General features: G+C 63.2%; 18 protein-coding genes. 6 read left to right on the forward strand and 12 right to left on the reverse strand.

From position 1 onward, the window contains the following. Positions 1-9 precede the first annotated feature (9 nt). The 6 genes from metH to AWB67_RS08210 all read right to left on the reverse strand — a co-directional run bounded on the left by metH (position 10) and on the right by AWB67_RS08210 (position 7,333). Positions 10-2,727, reverse strand: a complete 2,718-nt coding sequence (gene metH / locus AWB67_RS08185) for a methionine synthase (protein ID WP_087655742.1) — start codon at positions 2,725-2,727, stop codon at positions 10-12. 25 nt (positions 2,728-2,752) lie between these two features. After that, on the reverse strand, positions 2,753-3,826 hold the full coding sequence (locus AWB67_RS08190; protein WP_087655743.1) for a homocysteine S-methyltransferase family protein: 1,074 nt from the start codon (positions 3,824-3,826) through the stop codon (positions 2,753-2,755). Between the two features lie 180 nt (positions 3,827-4,006). Beyond that, on the reverse strand, positions 4,007-4,264 hold the full coding sequence (locus AWB67_RS08195; protein ID WP_087655744.1) for a BTH_I0359 family protein: 258 nt from the start codon (positions 4,262-4,264) through the stop codon (positions 4,007-4,009). A gap of 114 nt (positions 4,265-4,378) precedes the next feature. Beyond that, entirely contained in the window at positions 4,379-5,167 is a 789-nt protein-coding gene (locus tag AWB67_RS08200; protein ID WP_087655745.1) for an alpha/beta fold hydrolase, read from the reverse strand. A 52-nt stretch (positions 5,168-5,219) separates the two neighbouring features. Then, the gene (locus AWB67_RS08205; protein WP_087655746.1) at positions 5,220-6,428 is read right to left on the reverse strand and encodes a DUF3108 domain-containing protein; all 1,209 of its coding nucleotides are present in this window, start codon (positions 6,426-6,428) and stop codon (positions 5,220-5,222) included. Positions 6,429-6,505: 77 nt separating this feature from the next. Then, positions 6,506-7,333 carry an IclR family transcriptional regulator gene (locus AWB67_RS08210; protein ID WP_235025075.1) on the reverse strand — a complete coding sequence of 276 codons (828 nt, stop codon included), beginning with the start codon at positions 7,331-7,333 and terminating at the stop codon, positions 6,506-6,508. A gap of 113 nt (positions 7,334-7,446) precedes the next feature. Here AWB67_RS08210 and AWB67_RS08215 point away from each other — a divergent pair, with 113 nt between their 5' ends. The 4 genes from AWB67_RS08215 (at position 7,447) to AWB67_RS08230 (ending at position 11,380) form a co-directional block, all read left to right on the forward strand. After that, a complete protein-coding gene (locus AWB67_RS08215) occupies positions 7,447-8,433 on the forward strand; it encodes a fumarylacetoacetate hydrolase family protein (protein ID WP_087655748.1) in 987 nt (328 codons plus the stop codon). Positions 8,434-8,537: 104 nt separating this feature from the next. Further along, on the forward strand, positions 8,538-9,689 hold the full coding sequence (locus tag AWB67_RS08220; RefSeq protein WP_087655749.1) for an ABC transporter substrate-binding protein: 1,152 nt from the start codon (positions 8,538-8,540) through the stop codon (positions 9,687-9,689). Positions 9,690-9,713: 24 nt separating this feature from the next. After that, the gene (locus AWB67_RS08225; protein ID WP_087655750.1) at positions 9,714-10,541 is read left to right on the forward strand and encodes an enoyl-CoA hydratase/isomerase family protein; all 828 of its coding nucleotides are present in this window, start codon (positions 9,714-9,716) and stop codon (positions 10,539-10,541) included. Positions 10,542-10,618: 77 nt separating this feature from the next. Continuing rightward, entirely contained in the window at positions 10,619-11,380 is a 762-nt protein-coding gene (locus AWB67_RS08230; protein WP_087655751.1) for a PhaM family polyhydroxyalkanoate granule multifunctional regulatory protein, read from the forward strand. A 73-nt stretch (positions 11,381-11,453) separates the two neighbouring features. Here AWB67_RS08230 and AWB67_RS08235 read toward each other — a convergent pair whose 3' ends face one another. The 3 genes from AWB67_RS08235 to AWB67_RS08245 form a co-directional block, all read right to left on the reverse strand. Continuing rightward, the gene (locus AWB67_RS08235) at positions 11,454-11,744 is read right to left on the reverse strand and encodes a pentapeptide MXKDX repeat protein (protein WP_087655752.1); all 291 of its coding nucleotides are present in this window, start codon (positions 11,742-11,744) and stop codon (positions 11,454-11,456) included. Between the two features lie 84 nt (positions 11,745-11,828). After that, positions 11,829-12,623, reverse strand: a complete 795-nt coding sequence (locus tag AWB67_RS08240; RefSeq protein WP_087655753.1) for a molybdopterin-dependent oxidoreductase — start codon at positions 12,621-12,623, stop codon at positions 11,829-11,831. A 36-nt stretch (positions 12,624-12,659) separates the two neighbouring features. Continuing rightward, on the reverse strand, positions 12,660-13,298 hold the full coding sequence (locus AWB67_RS08245) for a cytochrome b/b6 domain-containing protein (RefSeq protein ID WP_087655754.1): 639 nt from the start codon (positions 13,296-13,298) through the stop codon (positions 12,660-12,662). 197 nt (positions 13,299-13,495) lie between these two features. Here AWB67_RS08245 and AWB67_RS08250 point away from each other — a divergent pair, with 197 nt between their 5' ends. Both AWB67_RS08250 and AWB67_RS08255 read left to right on the forward strand, forming a co-directional pair. Further along, the gene (locus AWB67_RS08250; protein ID WP_200822197.1) at positions 13,496-14,080 is read left to right on the forward strand and encodes a sigma-70 family RNA polymerase sigma factor; all 585 of its coding nucleotides are present in this window, start codon (positions 13,496-13,498) and stop codon (positions 14,078-14,080) included. Further along, the gene (locus tag AWB67_RS08255) at positions 14,080-14,280 is read left to right on the forward strand and encodes a zf-HC2 domain-containing protein (RefSeq protein WP_235025077.1); all 201 of its coding nucleotides are present in this window, start codon (positions 14,080-14,082) and stop codon (positions 14,278-14,280) included. The genes AWB67_RS08250 and AWB67_RS08255 overlap by 1 nt, the downstream gene beginning before the upstream one ends. A gap of 6 nt (positions 14,281-14,286) precedes the next feature. On the opposite strand, the gene AWB67_RS08260 is transcribed toward AWB67_RS08255, so the two are convergent. Genes AWB67_RS08260 through AWB67_RS08270 form a run of 3 tightly spaced genes read right to left on the reverse strand, consistent with a single transcriptional unit; the run spans position 14,287 to position 17,681 of the window. Beyond that, complete coding sequence (locus tag AWB67_RS08260) at positions 14,287-15,555, reverse strand: SAM-dependent methyltransferase (protein WP_087655757.1); 1,269 nt, start codon at positions 15,553-15,555, stop codon at positions 14,287-14,289. Positions 15,556-15,561: 6 nt separating this feature from the next. After that, complete coding sequence (locus tag AWB67_RS08265; RefSeq protein ID WP_087655758.1) at positions 15,562-16,383, reverse strand: DUF1365 domain-containing protein; 822 nt, start codon at positions 16,381-16,383, stop codon at positions 15,562-15,564. Further along, positions 16,380-17,681, reverse strand: coding sequence for an NAD(P)/FAD-dependent oxidoreductase (locus tag AWB67_RS08270; protein WP_087655759.1), 1,302 nt, complete (start codon positions 17,679-17,681; stop codon positions 16,380-16,382). Before AWB67_RS08270 ends, AWB67_RS08265 begins: the two co-directional genes overlap by 4 nt. Between the last annotated feature and the right edge of the window lie 228 nt (positions 17,682-17,909).

Below are 17,909 nucleotides of genomic sequence, written 5' to 3' on the forward strand. Positions count from 1 at the left end.
GCAAGGGTGTTACAGAAGCGGCGCGAGGGCGCGCTCGGCGTCGTTTTTCGACAGCGCCATGCGTTGCGCGAAGCTTTCAACCTGATCATCGCCGATCTTGCCGACCGAGAAATACGTGCTGTCCGGGTGCGCCAGATAAAAGCCCGAGACGCTCGCGGCCGGCAGCATCGCGAGCGATTCGGTCACGCTCATGCCGACGTCGCCGGCTTGCAGCACGTCGAACATGTCCTTCTTGACCAAGTGGTCCGGGCACGCCGGATACCCCGGCGCCGGACGAATCCCGCGATACTGCTCGGCGATCAGCGCGGCGTTGTCGAGCGTTTCAGCGGACGCATAACCCCACAACTCACGACGCACGCGCGCATGGAGCGCTTCGGCGAACGCTTCGGCGAAACGGTCGGCGAGCGCTTTCAGCATGATCGCGCTGTAGTCGTCGTGGTCGGCTTCGAACTGCTGCTCCTTCCTGTCGACGCCGAGACCCGCCGTCACGGCGAAGAGGCCTATGTAATCCGCGACGCCTGATTCCTTCGGCGCGATGAAATCGGCGAGTGACCGGTTCGGCCGCATCACGCCGTCGACGACCGGCCGCACGCTCTGCTGCCTCAAGTTGCGCCACGTCATCGCGACCTTCGTGCGCGATTCGTCCGTGTAGATTTCGATGTCGTCGTCGTTGACGGTGTTCGCGGGCAGCAGCATTACGACGCCGTTCGCCGTCAGCCAGCGGCCCTGGATGATGCGCGAGAGCATGGACTTGCCGTCGGAGAACACACGCCGCGCCGATTCCCCGACGATCTCGTCGTTCAGGATCGCCGGATACGGCCCCGCCAGATCCCAGGTCTGGAAGAACGGCGCCCAGTCGATGTAGTTCGCCAGATCCGCCAGATCATAGTTCTTGAACACGCGCCGGCCGATGAACGTCGGCTTCTTCGGCGTGTAGCCCGCCCAGTCGATCTTCGTCTTGTTCGCGCGCGCCTCGGCGTAGGTGACCATGGGCAGCGCCTTCTTGTTCGCGTGCTGCTTGCGGATGCGGTCGTAGTCGGTCTTGAGATCGTCGAGATATTTCGCCGCGCCTTCGTCCGACAACAGGCTCGACGCCACCGACACCGAGCGCGACGCGTCCGGCACATAGACCACCGGGCCGTCGTAATGCGGCGCGATCTTCACGGCCGTGTGCACGCGCGAAGTCGTCGCGCCGCCGATCAGAAGCGGCGTCTGCTTGCCGCGGAAGTAGTCGTCGCGCTGCATTTCGGAGGCGACGTAGGCCATTTCCTCGAGACTCGGCGTAATCAGCCCCGACAAGCCGATGATGTCCGCGCCTTCTTCCTTCGCCTTCTGCAGGATGGTCGCGCAGGGCACCATCACGCCCATATTGACCACTTCGAAGTTGTTGCACTGGAGCACCACCGACACGATGTTCTTGCCGATGTCGTGCACGTCGCCCTTCACGGTCGCGATCACGATCTTGCCCTTCGGCCGCACGTCGGCGCCGGCATCGGCCATGCGTTTCTTTTCTTCCTCGATGAACGGGATCAGATGCGCGACCGCCTGCTTCATTACGCGCGCCGACTTGACCACTTGCGGCAGGAACATCTTGCCCGCGCCGAACAGGTCGCCGACGATGTTCATGCCGTCCATCAGCGGCCCTTCAATCACGTTGATCGGACGGCCGCCGGCCTGATCGATCTTCGCGCGCACCTCCTCCGTATCCTCGACGATGAAGTTCGTAATGCCGTGCACGAGCGCGTGCGACAGGCGTGCCTCGACCGGCTGGTTGCGCCATTCCAGGTTCTCTTCCTTCTTGGCGGCGCCGGTTTTGAACTTGTCGGCGCTTTCGAGCAGGCGGTCGGTGCCGTCGTCGCGACGGTTGAGCACCACGTCTTCGACGCGCTCGCGCAGTTCCGGATCGAGGTCCTGATAGACGCCCAGCATCCCCGCGTTGACGATGCCCATATCCATGCCGGCCTGGATCGCGTGATACAGGAACACGGTGTGGATCGCCTCGCGCACGGGATCGTTGCCGCGAAACGAAAACGACACGTTCGACACGCCGCCGCTCACCTTCGCGTACGGCAGGTTCTGCTTGATCCAGCGCGTCGCGTTGATGAAATCGACGGCGTAGTTGTTGTGCTCTTCGATGCCCGTCGCGATTGCGAAGATGTTCGGGTCGAAGATGATGTCCTCGGGCGGGAAGCCGACTTCGTTCACCAGGAAGTCGTAAGACCGCTTGCAGATTTGCGTTTTGCGCTCGAAGGTATCGGCCTGCCCTTGCTCATCGAAAGCCATCACGACGGCTGCCGCCCCATAGCGGCGGATCAGCGTCGCGTGATGGCGGAACGGTTCCTCGCCTTCCTTGAGCGAGATCGAGTTGACGATCGCCTTGCCCTGCACGCACTTGAGCCCGGCCTCGATCACCTCGAACTTCGACGAGTCGATCATGATCGGCACGCGCGCAATGTCCGGTTCCGACGCGATCAGATTCAGGAAGCGGACCATCGCCGCTTTCGAATCGAGCATCGCTTCGTCCATGTTGATGTCGATGACCTGCGCGCCGTTCTCGACCTGCTGGCGCGCGACGGCGAGCGCCTCGTCGAACTGGCCGTTGAGGATCATGCGCGCGAAGGCTTTCGACCCGGTCACGTTGGTGCGCTCGCCGACGTTGATGAAGAGGGAGCCGTCGGTGACATTGAACGGTTCGAGACCGGAGAGGCGCATCGTGTGATCGGTCATGGTGTGCTGTGTGTGGTTGTCGTGATCAGGCCGCGTCGCGATAGTGCGACGGCCATTTGCGCGGCTTCACCTCGGCGAGCGCCTTCGCTATCTCCGCAATATGCTCCGGCGTCGTCCCGCAGCACCCGCCCGCGAGATTCACCAATCCGGCTTCCGCGAACTCCTTCAGCAACCCCGACGTCACATCCGGCGTCTCATCGAACCCCGTATCGCTCATCGGATTGGGCAGGCCCGCATTCGGATAACACGACACGTACGTATCGCAGAGCTTCGCCAGTTCCGCGATATACGGCCGCATCAGCGCCGCGCCCAGCGCGCAGTTCAGCCCGAACGTCAACGGCCGAGCGTGGCGCAGCGAGTTCCAGAACGCCTCGACCGTCTGACCCGACAGAATCCGGCCCGACGCATCCGTCACCGTGCCCGAAATCATGATCGGCAGGAGTTCGCCGGTGTCCTCAAACAGTTCATCGAGTGCAAAAAGCGCGGCCTTCGCGTTCAGCGTGTCGAAAATCGTCTCGACAAGGAACAGGTCGCAGCCCGCGTCGAGCAGCGCCTTTGCCTGCTCGTAATAAGCCACGCGCAATTCGTCGAACGTCACGTTACGCGCGGCCGGATCGTTGACGTCGGGCGAAATGCTCGCGGTCTTCGGCGTAGGTCCGATCGCGCCCGCTACGAAGCGCGGTTTGTCCGGTGTCGAGTATTTGTCGCAGGCCTCGCGTGCGAGTTTCACCGACTCGCGATTCATCTCGGCGGCGAGTTCCTCCATCCCGTAATCCGCTTGCGCGACGCGCGTCGCGCCGAACGTGTTCGTCTCGACGATATCCGCGCCTGCCGCCAGGTACTGCTCGTGGATCTCGCGAATCACGTGCGGCTGCGTGATCGACAGCAGTTCGTTGTTGCCCTTGATGTCGCGATCGATGTCTTTGAACCGCTCGCCGCGATACGCCGCTTCGTCCAGTTTGTAGCGCTGGATCATCGTGCCCATCGCGCCGTCGAGGATCAGGATGCGCTGTTGCAGCAGTGCGGGCAGCGTTGCGCCGCGCGTGTAGGCGCGGCGGGACGAGGCGGCAGCGGTGGTCGGAGTGGCAGTCTGGTTCATGACGGACGGGCTCGCACCAGTAGGAGGAAATGAGCCTGTCATTGTAGCCGGACAGACGTTCAGGCGTTGTCCACGCGGGGCCTCGGGTGACATTCAAGGTGCCGGAAAACGAAAAACCCCGCCGCTTGCGCGACGGGGTTCATGGCGTGTCACCTGTTACATAACAATGAAGCTAAACGATCAGTGAAGGATCACCGGCTGGTTCATCAGAATATCGAACTGACCGAGAAATTCGTCGACGTCTTCGAGCGACTGCTCCTCTTCGATCAGCTTCTGTACGTGTTCGCGAAACTTGGCCGCCAGTGCACCGTCGATGAAAATTTCACGCTGCATGTTCTTGTCGACAATCTCATAGCCACCGGCCTTCATGGCCAGATGGTTGTCTTGCGGCGGAAATTCGACGACACAATAGTTAGGGCTGTTGTAGATCATTTGCATGGCGACACTCCTTATTCCTGTTGCTCCTGGCATTCTGCACCGTAGATGGAGCGCTTGGGTTGGAATTCAAGGGGTGGCCTCGACGTGTTGCCAAAAGCCCATCGAGGCTTACTTTCAGACAGAACTACGCAGGAAAGTTCCAAGCAGCGCGGTGAATTGCGTGGACGCTTCGATCGGCGACAGATGTGCAGCGTCGAGTGTTTCAAAAAGGGCACCCGGAACAGCGTCGGCGATCGCCTTCGACTCAGCATTTGGCGTGCCCGTGTCGTGCCCTCCGGCGACGACCAAAGTGGGCTTCACCACAAAGGCGAGCTTTTTACGCACATCGAAACCTCGGATGGCTTCCGCCGCGCGTGCGAATCCTTCCGATGGCGTACGCATGATCGTCTCCGCGATCTGCTCGACGACTTCGGGATGCCGCTGGCGGAACTCCGCCGTGAGCCATCGTTCGAGCGTTGCATCCACGATACTCGCAGTCCCGTTTTCGCGCACGGATGCCGCGCGCTGCGTGAAATTCGGGCGCGCTTCCTCACGAATGTAAGCCGGCGCGCCGACGACGGTAAGCGTATCGACGAGGTCCGCGTGATCGGCGGCGAACTGCTGCGCGACCATCCCGCCGATCGACAACCCCACCACATGCGTGCACGGTGCACCGAGCTTGTGCAGAAGTTCGGCGAGATCATCGGAAAGTTGTTCGATGCTGAAAGCATCGGGCGACGCCGCTGTTTTCCCGTGGCCGCGCAGGTCGTAGCGCAGCACGGTGAAATCGTTTCTGAAGTAACCGGCCTGTTGGTCCCACACCGACAGATCACCCGCCAACTGGTGAATGAACGTCAGCCAGGGGCCGCCGCCTTCGTTGCTCAGCACATATCGCGTGTCGATACCGTTGATCGTCACCTGCATGTTGTCTCCGTAAAGAATGCGTTCGCAGATCGCGCCCCGAACTCCGTTCGGCCTATGGCTTCTCGGTCTGCAACGGCCCGGGTGCGGATTCGTCTGACGCATCCGGCGTGCCCGGGGCGCCAGTTTCGACGCCATCGGGCGATGCAACAGGCGTGGCCAGCGCCGGTAGCTTGCCGCGCCAGAGCAATTCGATCTGCATGCCGTTCGGTTCCGTCTGCACGATGCGCACGGGCAGCCAGCCGAGCGAAGGTGCGAGCCACACGTCGATGCGCCGCCGGTCGCCTTCGCGGCGCGGCAGGCGCGTGAAGTGCCGCGCGCCGACCGATCCGCCGCGCGCCTGCACGTTTTCATCGGCTACGGTGACGAACGACCAGGCTTCGCTGCTGTCGTTGTCGGCGACGCTGAACTGGCGTGTCACGCCCGGCTTGTACGTGTCGGGCGCGCCGCGCACCAGGCTCGCGAGCTGCATGAAGACGCTGAAACGGTCCTGCGCGCCGTCGGCGAGCGGATTGTTCGCCGGCGTGCGCGTGTAGACAAGTTGCTTCGTTTCGCGGTCGAACACAGTGACATCGGCGGCACGGCGGCCGCGCTGCTCGGAATATTGCTCCGGCGCGACGCCGAAACGATCGATGTGACCCTTGCTCGAATAGACATACGGTCCGACGAACGGAATCGGGATCGAGACGACCATTTCGTAATGCTGGCCGTCGTTGATCCAGTGGATCGTGCCGGTCTGGTTCATCATGCCGTTCACAAGCGTGTCGTAGCGCAATTCGCCGCTTGGAGGGACGTCGAATTTGTCGCCGGGGACGGTCGGGGCGGGCGGGACGGGCGGGGCCGGCTGCGCGGCTTGGGCTGCGGCGGTCGCGCTGGCCGCCGATGCAACCGCAGCCGCCGTGGCCGTCGCCTGCGCATCCGGTTCATCGCGCGGGATGCTGATCGTCGGCGCGGCGGGCTTTTGCGTAGCAACGGGCGCTGGCTTCGGCGTAGGCTTTACGACTGGCGTTGGCGCCGGAGCCGGAACAGGCGCCTGCTCAACCGGCTTCGCCGTCAGCAACTCGACTTGCACCGGCACATCGTCGACCGGCGGCGGATTGATTACGTTGCCATTGCGCCCGACCCAGCGCGCAGCGCCCCAATGCAGCGCGAGGACGGCGAGCAGCACCAACGCCCAGCGTCCCCAGCGGCGAGGGGCTTTCGCATCAAGGGCATCGGACGAATCGGAGGCGCTCTGGGGACGGCGAAACAAGGGAAACGGCATGAACACTCAGCGATGCGTGAAGAAAACCAAACGCGTATGACACCCCGTGAGAAAGCGATGTTCCGCAAGCTTCGCCATTAACGCTCGTGATCCGTATAGCCCAACTGATACGAAAGATTCGCCGCACACGTGCGCAAGGCCGAATCGATTTCGCCGCCCCAGCGGGTATCGAACGCGCCTTCGTGTCCGAGCGCGATCAAACCGAGCGCGAGATCGCCGGTCGAATCCAAGACGGGCGTGCAGAACGCGTGGATCGTCGGCAGCAGCATGCCTTCCACGCGCGCCGCGCCGTGAGCGCGCACGTCCGCCAGCACCGGCTCGATGTCCGCGATCGACTGCCGCGTCGCCGCGAGTTCGCGCGTGAGCAGCGCCTCGGTCTTGCTGCGCGGCAGATACGCGGCGAACAGCAAGCCCGTCGCCGAAGACAAAAGCGGCATCACGTCGCCGAGTTTCAGCGATGCCTTCGCCGGATAGCTCGACTCCATCCAGTGGACGACGGTCGGCCCCTGATTGCCCCACACCGCGATGCCGACGGTCTGATCGAGCCGGTCGCGCAATTCGGACATCGCGATGCGCGCGAGCTTCACGCCATCGACGCGCGCGAGCCGTGCCAGCCCCATCTGCAAAGCGAAGCCACCGAGTTCGTAGCGTCCGGAGACCGGGTCCTGCGACGCGAGCCCGAGTCGCTGAAAGCTCACCAGATACCGATGCGCCTTCGCCGGGCTCATGCCTGCGCGCTGCGCGAGGTCGCGCAGCATCATCGCGCGCGGCTCGTTGGTGAGTACGTCGAGCAGGCGAAAACCCACTTCGATCGACTGGATGCCGGAGCGCGCCTTTTCTTCCGTAGCGTCAGCGGGATCGGCTTCGTCGGTTTCGTCTGCGGGGGAAGGAAGATTCGAGGACATTGAACGTACGCAAAAGTCGCCTGAAAACGAACGGCAGAACCGCGCCGCGGATTCACCATCGTAAAATAGATTTCCTTTATCGTCACCCGACATCACCGAAACCGAACCACCCTATGAAACTTGCCACGCTGAAGGACGGCACGCGCGACGGCCAGCTGATCGTCGTTTCGCGCGACCTGCGCACGGCGGCGATCGCGGATGCGATCGCCGGCACGATGCAACGCGCGCTCGATGACTGGACCTTCTACGCGCCGCAACTGCTCGATCTCTACGACGCGCTCAACCAGAGCCGCGCGCGCCACACGTTCTCGTTCGACGCGAAGTCGTGCATGGCGCCGCTGCCGCGCGCCTTCCAATGGGCCGACGGCTCCGCCTACGTGAATCACGTCGAGCTCGTGCGGCGCGCGCGCGGCGCCGGGATGCCGCCCGAATTCTGGACCGACCCGCTGATGTACCAGGGCGGCAGCGACGACTTCCTGGGCGCGGCGGACGACATCGTGTGCGCATCGGAGGCGTTCGGCATCGACTTCGAGGCGGAGGTCGCCGCGATCACGAGCGACGTGCCGATGGCCGCGAAGCCCGAGGAAGCACTGCGCCACGTGCGCCTCCTGACGCTCGTCAACGATGTCTCGTTGCGCAATCTGATTCCGGCCGAACTGGCGAAGGGCTTCGGCTTCTTTCAGAGCAAGCCCGCGACGGCGTTCTCGCCGGTCGCCGTGACGCCGGACGAACTCGGTGACGCGTGGCGCGAAGGCCGCGTGCATCGGCCGATGATCGTGCACTGGAACGGCAAGAAAGTCGGTCAGCCCGATTGCGGCACCGACATGGTGTTCCACTTCGGACAGTTGATCGCGCACGCGGCGAAAACGCGCAGCCTGCGCGCGGGGTCGATCGTCGGCTCGGGGACGATCTCGAACAAGGACACGAAGCGCGGCTACTGCTGTATCGCCGAGAAGCGCTGCCTGGAGACGATCGAGCACGGCGCGCCGCAGACGGAGTTCATGAAGTTCGGCGACAGCGTGAAGATCGAGATGTTCGACGAGGCGGGGCGGTCGATTTTCGGCGCAATCGATCAGAGCGTCGTGGCGCTGCACGAGTAGGCTGCGCGGCGCAACGGGTTTCGCCCGATGCGCCTGTCGTGTCGACCGCCTTACACTTTGCCGGCAGCTTAAAAAGCACAGAAAAATCAAAAGAGGAGACGTGTATGTTGAAGCGCTGGATAGCCGGTTTATCGTTAGTAATGTCAGCCGCGGCTTTCGCACAAGCGCCGCCGGTAAAAATCGGCCTCGTGCTCTCGCTGACCGGCCCGGCCGCGTCACTCGGCATTCCCGCGCGCGACACCGTCGCGCTCTTGCCGAAGGAAATGGGCGGCCGGCCGGTCGAGTACGTCATCCTCGACGATGCCTCCGACACCACGCAAGCGGTCCAGACCACGAAAAAGCTAATCTCGGAGGATCGCGTCGACGCGATCATCGGCTCGTCGATCACGCCGAATTCGCTCGCGATGATCGACGTCGTGGCCGAAGGCGAGACGCCGATGATCTCGCTGGCGTCGTCGGCGAAGATCATCGAACCGGTCGATGCCAAGCGCCACTGGGTCTTCAAGACGCCGCAAACCGACGCGATGATGGCCTCCGCGATCGCCGAGCACGCGAGCAACCACGGCGTGAAGACGATGGCCTACATCGGCCAGGCCGACGCGCTGGGCGAGACGTTCTACGTGGAAGTCGCGAAGTTCGCGCAGTTGCACAAGATCACGATGGTCGGCAACGAGCGCTTCAACCGCACCGATCCGAGCGTGACCGGGCAAATTCTCAAGATTCTCGCGGCAAAGCCGGATGCGGTGGTCGTCGGCGCGGCGGGCACGCCGGCCGCGCTGCCACCAAAGACGCTCGCGCTGCGCGGCTACAAGGGCAAGATCTATCACAACCACGGCACCGGCAACCGCGATTTCCTGCGCGTCTGCGGCGCCGATTGCAACGGCACGTTCCTGCCGACGAGCCCGGTGCTCGTCGCCGCGCAACTCCCCGACGATCATCCCGCGAAACGTCTCGCGCTTTCGTACATCAAACTCTACGAGGCGCGGCAGGGCGCGGGGTCGGTATCGGCGTTCGGCTCGTATGCGTGGGACGCGGGCATGCTGCTCGATCGCGCAGTGCCGCTCGCGCTGAAGGCGGGCGCGCCCGGTACGCCCGCGTTTCGCCGCGCGCTGCGCGACGCGCTCGAAAACACGAAGAACTTCGCCGATACCAACGGCCTCGTCAACATGACGCCGAACGACCACATCGGACTCGATCAGCGTGCGCGCGTGATGGTCGAAATCCGCGACGGCAAGTGGCTCTACCAGCCGCGCTGACGGGCAACTTCAAGGACATTCGCCATGAGCGACCTCTCTTTCTACGCGAATTACACGTCACTGAAACTGGAGCGGCATCCGCATGGCGTGCTCGAAATCGTGATGAGCGGGACGGGCACGAACCGGAGCGGACTCTCGACGGCCGACGCGAACATGCATCGCCAGCTTGCGGAAATCTGGCGCGACATCGACCGCGATCCCGACACGCGCGTCGCGCTGATCCGCGGCGAGGGGAAAGGCTTCTCGGCGGGCGGCGACCTCGATCTCGTCGAGGCGATGGCGTCCGACTTCGACGTGCGCGCGCGCGTCTGGCGCGAGGCGCGTGATCTCGTCTATAACGTGATCAACTGCAGCAAGCCGATCGTCTCGGCGATGCACGGCCCGGCGGTCGGCGCGGGGCTCGTCGCGGGGCTGCTCGCGGACATCTCGATCGCGTCGAAGACAGCTCGCATCATCGACGGCCATACGCGGCTCGGCGTCGCGGCGGGGGATCACGCGGCGATCGTCTGGCCGCTGCTCTGCGGTATGGCGAAGGCGAAGTACTACCTGCTGCTGTGCGAGCCGGTGAGCGGCGAGGAGGCAGAGCGGATCGGTCTGGTGTCGCTCGCCGTCGAGGAAAGCGAACTGATGCCGAAGGCGATCGAAGTCGCGAACCGGCTCGCCGCGGGCTCGCAGAGCGCGATCCGCTGGACCAAGTACGCGCTGAACAACTGGCTGCGCTCGGCGGGTCCGACGTTCGATGCATCGCTCGCGCTGGAATTCATGGGCTTTTCCGGGCCCGACGTGCAGGAGGGCATGCGTTCGCTGCGCGAGCGCCGTCCGCCCGATTTCCCCGGCGGCTCACCGTTCTGAATGTTCTGAATCCGTTTGCAGGTACAGTGGCGCGATCGCGGCTCACACCGCACAGCGCTCAATCGAAGGAGATTCGCATGACCGATACTTCGGGCGGCAAGCCGCCTTTCGCCGCGTTTCCCGGCATGCCCGGTTTTTCGCAGGGTGACATGATGGGAAAGATGTGGGAACTGATGCGCCTCAACCCCTTCGCTGCGGCTGCGATGCCGAGCGGCGGGCAGGGCATGAACCCGTCGCTTTCGATGATGTCGGACATGCTCGCGCCGCTTACGAATATCGAAGAACTCGACAAGCGCGTGACCGACATGCGCGCCGTCGAGCAATGGCTCAAGCTCAATCTCAACATGCTGCAATCGGCGATTCAGGCGCTCGAAGTGCAGCGCGCGACGCTCGCCACGCTGCGCGCGTTCGGGGCTTATGCGCAATCGTCAGTGGAGAACGCGCAGGCTCAGGCGCCGGCTGAGAAGCCGAAGGCGTCGGGCTGGCCGATGAACACGCCGTCGGCGACGGCGAAAAGCGAGGCGCGCGAGGCTGCTGCTGCGCCCCCGCCGCCCGTGCCCGAGGCACGAGACGAAGCCAAGACGGGCGCAGGCGGCGCGAATGACGCGGCGTTCGACCCGTCGGGATGGTGGAACGTGCTTCAGACCCAGTTCAACCAGCTTGCGAGCCTTGCGATGACGCAACCGGGCAGCGCGGCCGTGCCTGACGCGAACCCGGTGGGTGCTTCCGGCGCAGGCGCGGAGCAGCAGACTCAGGCAGCGCCGCCCGACGCGGCCGGGACGGAGGCCGCAAAGAAAGCGCCGGCAAAGAAAGCCGCGCCCAAGAAAAAGCCCGAGTGATCGGGCGGGCGGGGGCACGAACGGCCCCATTAAGGCTCGGCGCGATACCACGCGTCGAGCCCGACGATGCGCGTTAGTGCGACGTCGCGTCCTTGGACATCGAATCTTTCTTCATAGCGTCCTTGGACATTGAGTCTTTCTTCATAGCGTCCTTGGACATTGAGTCTTTCTTCATCGCGTCCTCCTTATTCATAGCGTCGTGCGACATAGCATCCTTTGACATTGAGTCTTTCTTCATCGCGTCGTGCGACATTGCATCCTTCGACATCGAATCGCTCGACATCGCACCGGTCGTCTGAGCGAAAGCCATCGTGCCGGTCATTGCCAACGTTACAGCCGTCACTGCGGTTACCAAGAATTTCATATCAACCTCAATTGTTTGAACAAGCTTGTCCGGCCTAGCCGGAGGTGAATCGAAGTTCCATTGCGGCCTGTCATGCGGACCGCCTCAGGAGCCCCCGAACCAGTTGTATCCCTGATCGACCCAATAGCCGCCAGGGAACGTGTTGGTGACGAAAATCTCCATGACGTGCTTCGGATTCTTGTAGCCGAGCTTGGTCGGCATGCGCAGCTTCATCGGGAACCCGTATTTCGCCGGCAGCGTCTCGCCGTCGTAGGTGAAGGTGAGCAGCGTCTGCGGGTGCAGCGCCGTCGCCATGTCGATACTTTCGTAGTAGTCGTCCGCGCATTTGAAGCCGACGTATTTCGCCGTCGTGTCCGCGCCGACGCGCTTCAGGAATTCCGAGAACGGTGTGCCGCCCCAGCGGCCGATCGCACTCCACCCTTCCACGCAAATGTGCCGCGTGATTTGCTCGGCATGCGGCAGCGCGTACAACTCGGGCAGCGTCCACGCGCGCTTGCTTGCCACGAGCCCGCTCACTTGCAGGCGGAAATCGCCACCTTTCACTTCAGGCACGTCGCCGATGCCGTAGAACGCATTGAAAGGAAACGGCCGCGTCATCTCGGCCGGAGTGTAGGTGGGCGCGAGCCGGTTCGGGTCGAAGAGCCAGCCTTGCGCGCTATCGTTCAGACGCGACACGCGCGTGAGGAAAGTCTCGACCGACTTGTTGTCGGAAAGGCTGCAACCGGTCAGCAGCGCGAGACCGCCCAACGACATGAGTTGCTTGCCAAACAGGCGCCGCGCCGGCATTTTCAGTTCACGGCGCGCGTCGATCAGAAGGGATTCGCGGTCGATCGCTGAGTCGATCGAGTCGTTTTTACGGTTGAATTCGTCAGGTTTCATGGTGTGGTCCTCAATCTTGTCGTGCGTGCGCTTTGGTCAGCGTCCGCGAATCATCGTGAGCAGCGAGCGCGGAACGAGCGCGACCATCGCCACATGCACGACGACGAACCCCACGAGCAGCGCCATCGCGACGAAATGGACGACACGCGCCGTGTCGTACCCGCCCATCAGCTCGCGCAAAAGCGGAAACTGCACCGACTTCCAGATGACGATGCCGGACAGCACGAGGACCGCGATATCGGCAATGGCGAACAGATACGCGAACTTCTGCACCGCGTTGTAATGGCTGAGATCGTTGTGCGAAAGCCGGCCGGTTAGTGCGAGACGCAGGTCGCCCAGAATGGCGCGCGGCGAAACCGGAAAGAGCTTGCGGGCGAAGCGGCCGGTGACGACGTTCATCACCAGATAGAAGAGGCCGTTGAAGAACAGCAGCCACATGGCTGCGAAGTGCCATTGCAGCGCGCCGCCGAGCCAGCCGCCGAGCGTGATGCCGGGCGGAATCATGAAGCCCTTGAAGACGGGCGATGCGTCATAGATGCGCCAGCCCGAAAGCACCATCAGGATTACAGCTAACGCGTTGAGCCAGTGCGAGATGCGCAGCCACACCGGCTGAAAGATGCGTGCGCGTCCGGGCGAGCCGCCGGCGGGCGCCGGGTGCGAATGTTGCGCGGTCATTTGAGTATCCTTTAAGCTGTGTCTCGTGCCGCAGCACGGTGTTTGCGATTAGTCGGGCCAAGTGGCCCCGCATTACATCGACGGTCGAATATTCTCGTGGCAAAGCGCCGCGATTCCGCGTGTTTGAACTGCCAAATTGTGTGGTTCAGATATTTCTTTTCATGTCTTGGCCTCCGAAAGCCGGGCCTTTCTCGTTGATGAGCGAACCCAAGTCTTCTGGTTTCCAGCCGGATCTCGCGCGCCTGCGCGACATGCTGTTGCGCTTTGCCATGCTGCAATTGCGCGATCGCACCGAGGCGGAGGACGCGGTCCAGGAAGCGATGCTGGCGTCGATGGCGCGCATCGACGAGTTTCGCGGCCAGGCGCAGTTCAGCACCTGGGTGTTCGCGATCCTGAAGAACAAGATAGTCGATACATTTCGTGCACGGGCGCGTAATGTTTCCACCCGCGTATACGACGAAGAAATATCCGCGGATGCCTTCGACGCGCTCTTCAACGAACGCGATCACTGGAAGAAGGACGAGCGTCCGTCGGCCTGGGGCGACCCCGAGGCCACGCTCTCGCAGACGCAGTTCTGGACCGTCTTCGAAGTGTGTCTGACGAACCTGCCGCCAGCGACCGCGCGCGTATTCATGATGCGCGAGTTCCTCGACGTCCCCGTCGGCGATGTATGCGTGGAGCTTGCGATCACGAAGACGAATTGCGGCGTGATCCTGCATCGCGCGAAGATGGCGTTGCGGGTGTGCTTGCAGAACCGCTGGTTCGATGAAAAGGGTGCCTGATGCTGCTCACTTGTAAGGAAGCGACGCAACTGTTGTCGAACGACATGGACGGCGAGACCACGCTCCACGAGCGCAACCGTCTTCGCATGCACCTGATTACATGCTCCGGCTGCCGCAATTACCGGCGCGATCTGCAATGGATGCGGCGCGCGTGCCGCTCGATGACCGAGCGCGCGCTCGACGACACGCCCGCCGAGTGACGCGCGTTACGCGTGTTCCAGCGTAAACTGGATTACGTCGGTATTCGCGTGGTCGAACGCGGCCGCGCAATAGCACAAGTAAAAATCCCACAGCCGGATGAAGCGTTCATCGAACTGCTGCTCGCGCACCGCGTCGAGTTTCAAGAGAAACGCGTCGCGCCAGAGTGTCAGCGTGCGTGCGTAATCGAATCCGAACGAAAGCCGGTTGACGACCTTCAATCCGTGCTTTCGTGCGCATTCCGCGAACACGGACGGCGACGGCAACATGCCGCCCGGAAACACGTATTGCTGAATGAAGTCGCTGCTCTTTCGATAGCGTTCGAAAAGCGCGTCGTCGATGGTGATCGTCTGGACGCACGCGCGGCCGCCGCGTTTGAGATTGCGCGCGAGGCACTCGAAATACGACGGCCAATATTGCTCGCCGACCGCTTCAAACATTTCGATCGATGCGATCGCGTCGAACTGTCCGCGCAGGTCGCGATAGTCCTGCAGGCGCAACTCGACGCGCTCGCTCAGGCCGCCCTGCGCGATGCGCGCGCGGCCGTGCGCAAGCTGTTCCTTCGAGAGCGTCACGCCTGTGACGTGCGCGTTCGATTCGCGTGCTGCGAGTTCTGCGAAACCGCCCCAGCCGCAGCCGATTTCGAGCACACGTGTTGCATCGCCATCGATGCGCAGTTCGGCGAGCAGACGACGGTACTTCGCACGCTGCGCATCGACTAGCGTCTGCGATCGCTCTGAGTCGAAAAGCGCGCTGGAATAGGTCATCGTTTCATCGAGCCACAGCGCGTAGAACGCATTGCCGAGATCGTAGTGCGCTTGGATGTTGCGCCGGCTGCCGGCCTTCGTGTTCGCGTGCCGCAGATGTCGCAGGCGCTGCATGAGCCGCCCTGGCCACGAGCCGTAGACGGCCTTTTCAATCGAAGCCCGATTGCCCACCATGAGGTCGAGCAGCGCGCGGAGGTCATCGGTCTGCCAGTCGCCAGCCAAGTATGCTTCCGCAAAACCCGTGTCGCCGCTCTTGAGCACCGCCGCGCACACGTTCCAGTTCGACAGCATCATGCGCGCGCGCGGGCCGTCCGCATTGCCAATGCCGAAACGGCGCACGCTGCCGTCGGGCAATTGCAGATCGAGCGTGCCGTAGCGCAATCCGGCGAGCATTTTCAGCACGACGCGGCCCGCCGTGCCGATGCGCGCCGGATCGCGCGCGCGCAGAATCGGCCGGAGCCGGGCGAACGGGCAACGGAACTGCGAGTCGGGGGACGGCTGCGCTGACATCTCGCGTCACCTCCCCGACGATTCGCCACGCGCGCGCGAAAGCGTTTCGCGCGGCGGTGCGGGCTTGCCGACGAACGGCACGCGCTTCGCGAACAATTTCAGCGCCTGCCAGTGAATTCGCGCGACGACGCCGATCGTCATCATCGGATAGCTGAAGAACACGCGCAGCACATTCGATGCATCGAGGGCACGCGTCGTCCCCGCGATGCTCGTCACGAGGAGCGGGCCGTCGGCGTCGTCGTAGTCGATGCGCGCTAGCGAGCACCCGCGCGTTTTATCGAAGAAGAAGCGGAACGTGTACGTGCCTTCGACCTTGCAGAACGGCGACACATGGAACACCTTGCGCGCCGTGAGCGGTACGCCGCTTTTGATCGTGCCGCCTGTGTCGAGCAAATAGCAATGGCGCTCGCCGAACGTGTTGTTGACTTCGCACAGCACGGCGCGCAGCGAGCCGTCCGCGCGCTCGCAAAACCAGAAACTCACCGGATTGAAGACGTAGCCGAGCACGCGCGGAAACGTCTGCAGATAAATTTCGCCGCGCGCATCGTGGATGCCGTTCGCGTGCAGCAACGCGTCGATCCAGCCGAGCGCGGTCTGCGTGCCGTCGCCGTGATCGGCGTCGTGGAAGCTCAACAAGCCGAATCGGTTGTGAGCGAAAAGTCGCGAGTCGCCCGACGCGCCCGCGCCGCTCGCGAGCCGCGCCGCCCTTGCACGCAGCGGCAGGCGCACCGCGAACACGCGATACGAGAACGCGTTCGCCGCGGGCCGCAGCCGGCGGTGCCGCACGCGGCCGGTGAGAAGGACGTCGGGGGCATCGAAAGCGCTCATGCGACGAGCTCCGCGCGTTCGGACTCGGCGGCACGCCCGATCAAAGATGCCGCCGCCGACAGCCCCGACGTCAGGCCGTCTTCGTGAAAGCCGTAACCCGTCCACGCGCCCGCGAACCACGTATTGCGCTCGCCTTGTAACGCGGGAAGCGCGCGCTGCGCATCGATGGCGGGTTGATCGAAGAGTGGATGGCTATACGCGAATTCGCGCAGCACGCGATCGTGACGCGGCTCGCGCACCGGATTCAGCGACACGATCACGGGCGCTTCGAACGGCAGCGGCTGCAAGCGGTTGATGAGGTAGTGGACGCAGACGTGCGTTTCACCCGCCGCGCTGCGGCTCTCGAAGTTCCACGCGGACCAGGCACGCCGCGCGGGCAGCAGCGACGCGTCGGTGTGCAGCACGGCGCGGTTCGGCAGATAGCGGATCGCGCCCAGCACCGCGCGCTCGACAGCCGATGGATCCGCGAGCATCGACAGCGCTTGGTCGCTGTGACACGCCAGAACGGCGTGATCGAACGTTTCGATGCCGCTCGTTGTTTGAATTTCCACCGAGGGCCGCCCATCGCGCACCACGCGGCGTACCGACCGAACGGGCTCGCCCAAACGCGCATCCGGGATGCGCGCCAGCATCCGCGCGACGTATTCGCGGCTGCCGCCCGTCACGGTGCGCCAGCGCGGACGGTCAGCGACCTGCAGCAAGCCGTGGTTATGGCAAAAACGCACGAGCGTCCCGATTGGGAAAGCCATCATTTGCGCGACTGGGCACGACCAGATCGCGCCTATCATCGGAAGCAGGTATCCGTCGCGAAATGCGGCCGAGAAGCGCTCGCGCGCCAGAAAGCGGCCGACGGATTCGGCCGGCGACGCTTCATCGCGCGTTGTAAGCGCCATCGAAGTCGCGAGACGGTTGAAGCGCACGATGTCCGCGAGCGTGCGCAGGAACGAGGGCCGCAGCAGATTGAGCCGCTGCGCGAACACGGTATTCAGATTTGTGCCCGCCCACTCAAGCGCGCGATCCGCGAGCGAAACGGAGAACGACATGTCGGTTTCGGTGGTCGGAACGTCGAGTTCCTCGAACAGCGCGACGAGATTCGGATACGTTCGTTCGTTGAAGACGAGGAAGCCTGTATCGACCGGATGCGTGATGCCGTCGAGCGTGACGTCTACCGTGTTCGCGTGGCCGCCGAAATATCGGTTCGCTTCGAAAAGCGTCGCTTCGACCGTGGCGTCGCTTTGCGCCAGGCGCCACGCGCACGCGAGCCCCGAAATCCCCGCTCCGATCACTGCAACTCGCATGGCATCTCCGTTCTCGCTTCGGTCCCCGGATTTACGCAGTTCCGGCCGACGCGGATGCACCGGGATATCAGACCAATATTTGTCCATGATGATTTTAAAAAATCGTCTATCATGGGAATGCGGGTGTTTCAGACTTAGCCTTTTAATATAAGGATTTAGACAAGGGAGAAGGTTTGCCTAACCTCGACGATGGATCATTTTGTCCATGACAAACATACCAGAAATCAA

Origin of the sequence: Caballeronia terrestris (assembly GCF_001544515.1) — a bacterium.
GTDB classification, from domain to species: Bacteria; Pseudomonadota; Gammaproteobacteria; order Burkholderiales; family Burkholderiaceae; genus Caballeronia; species Caballeronia terrestris.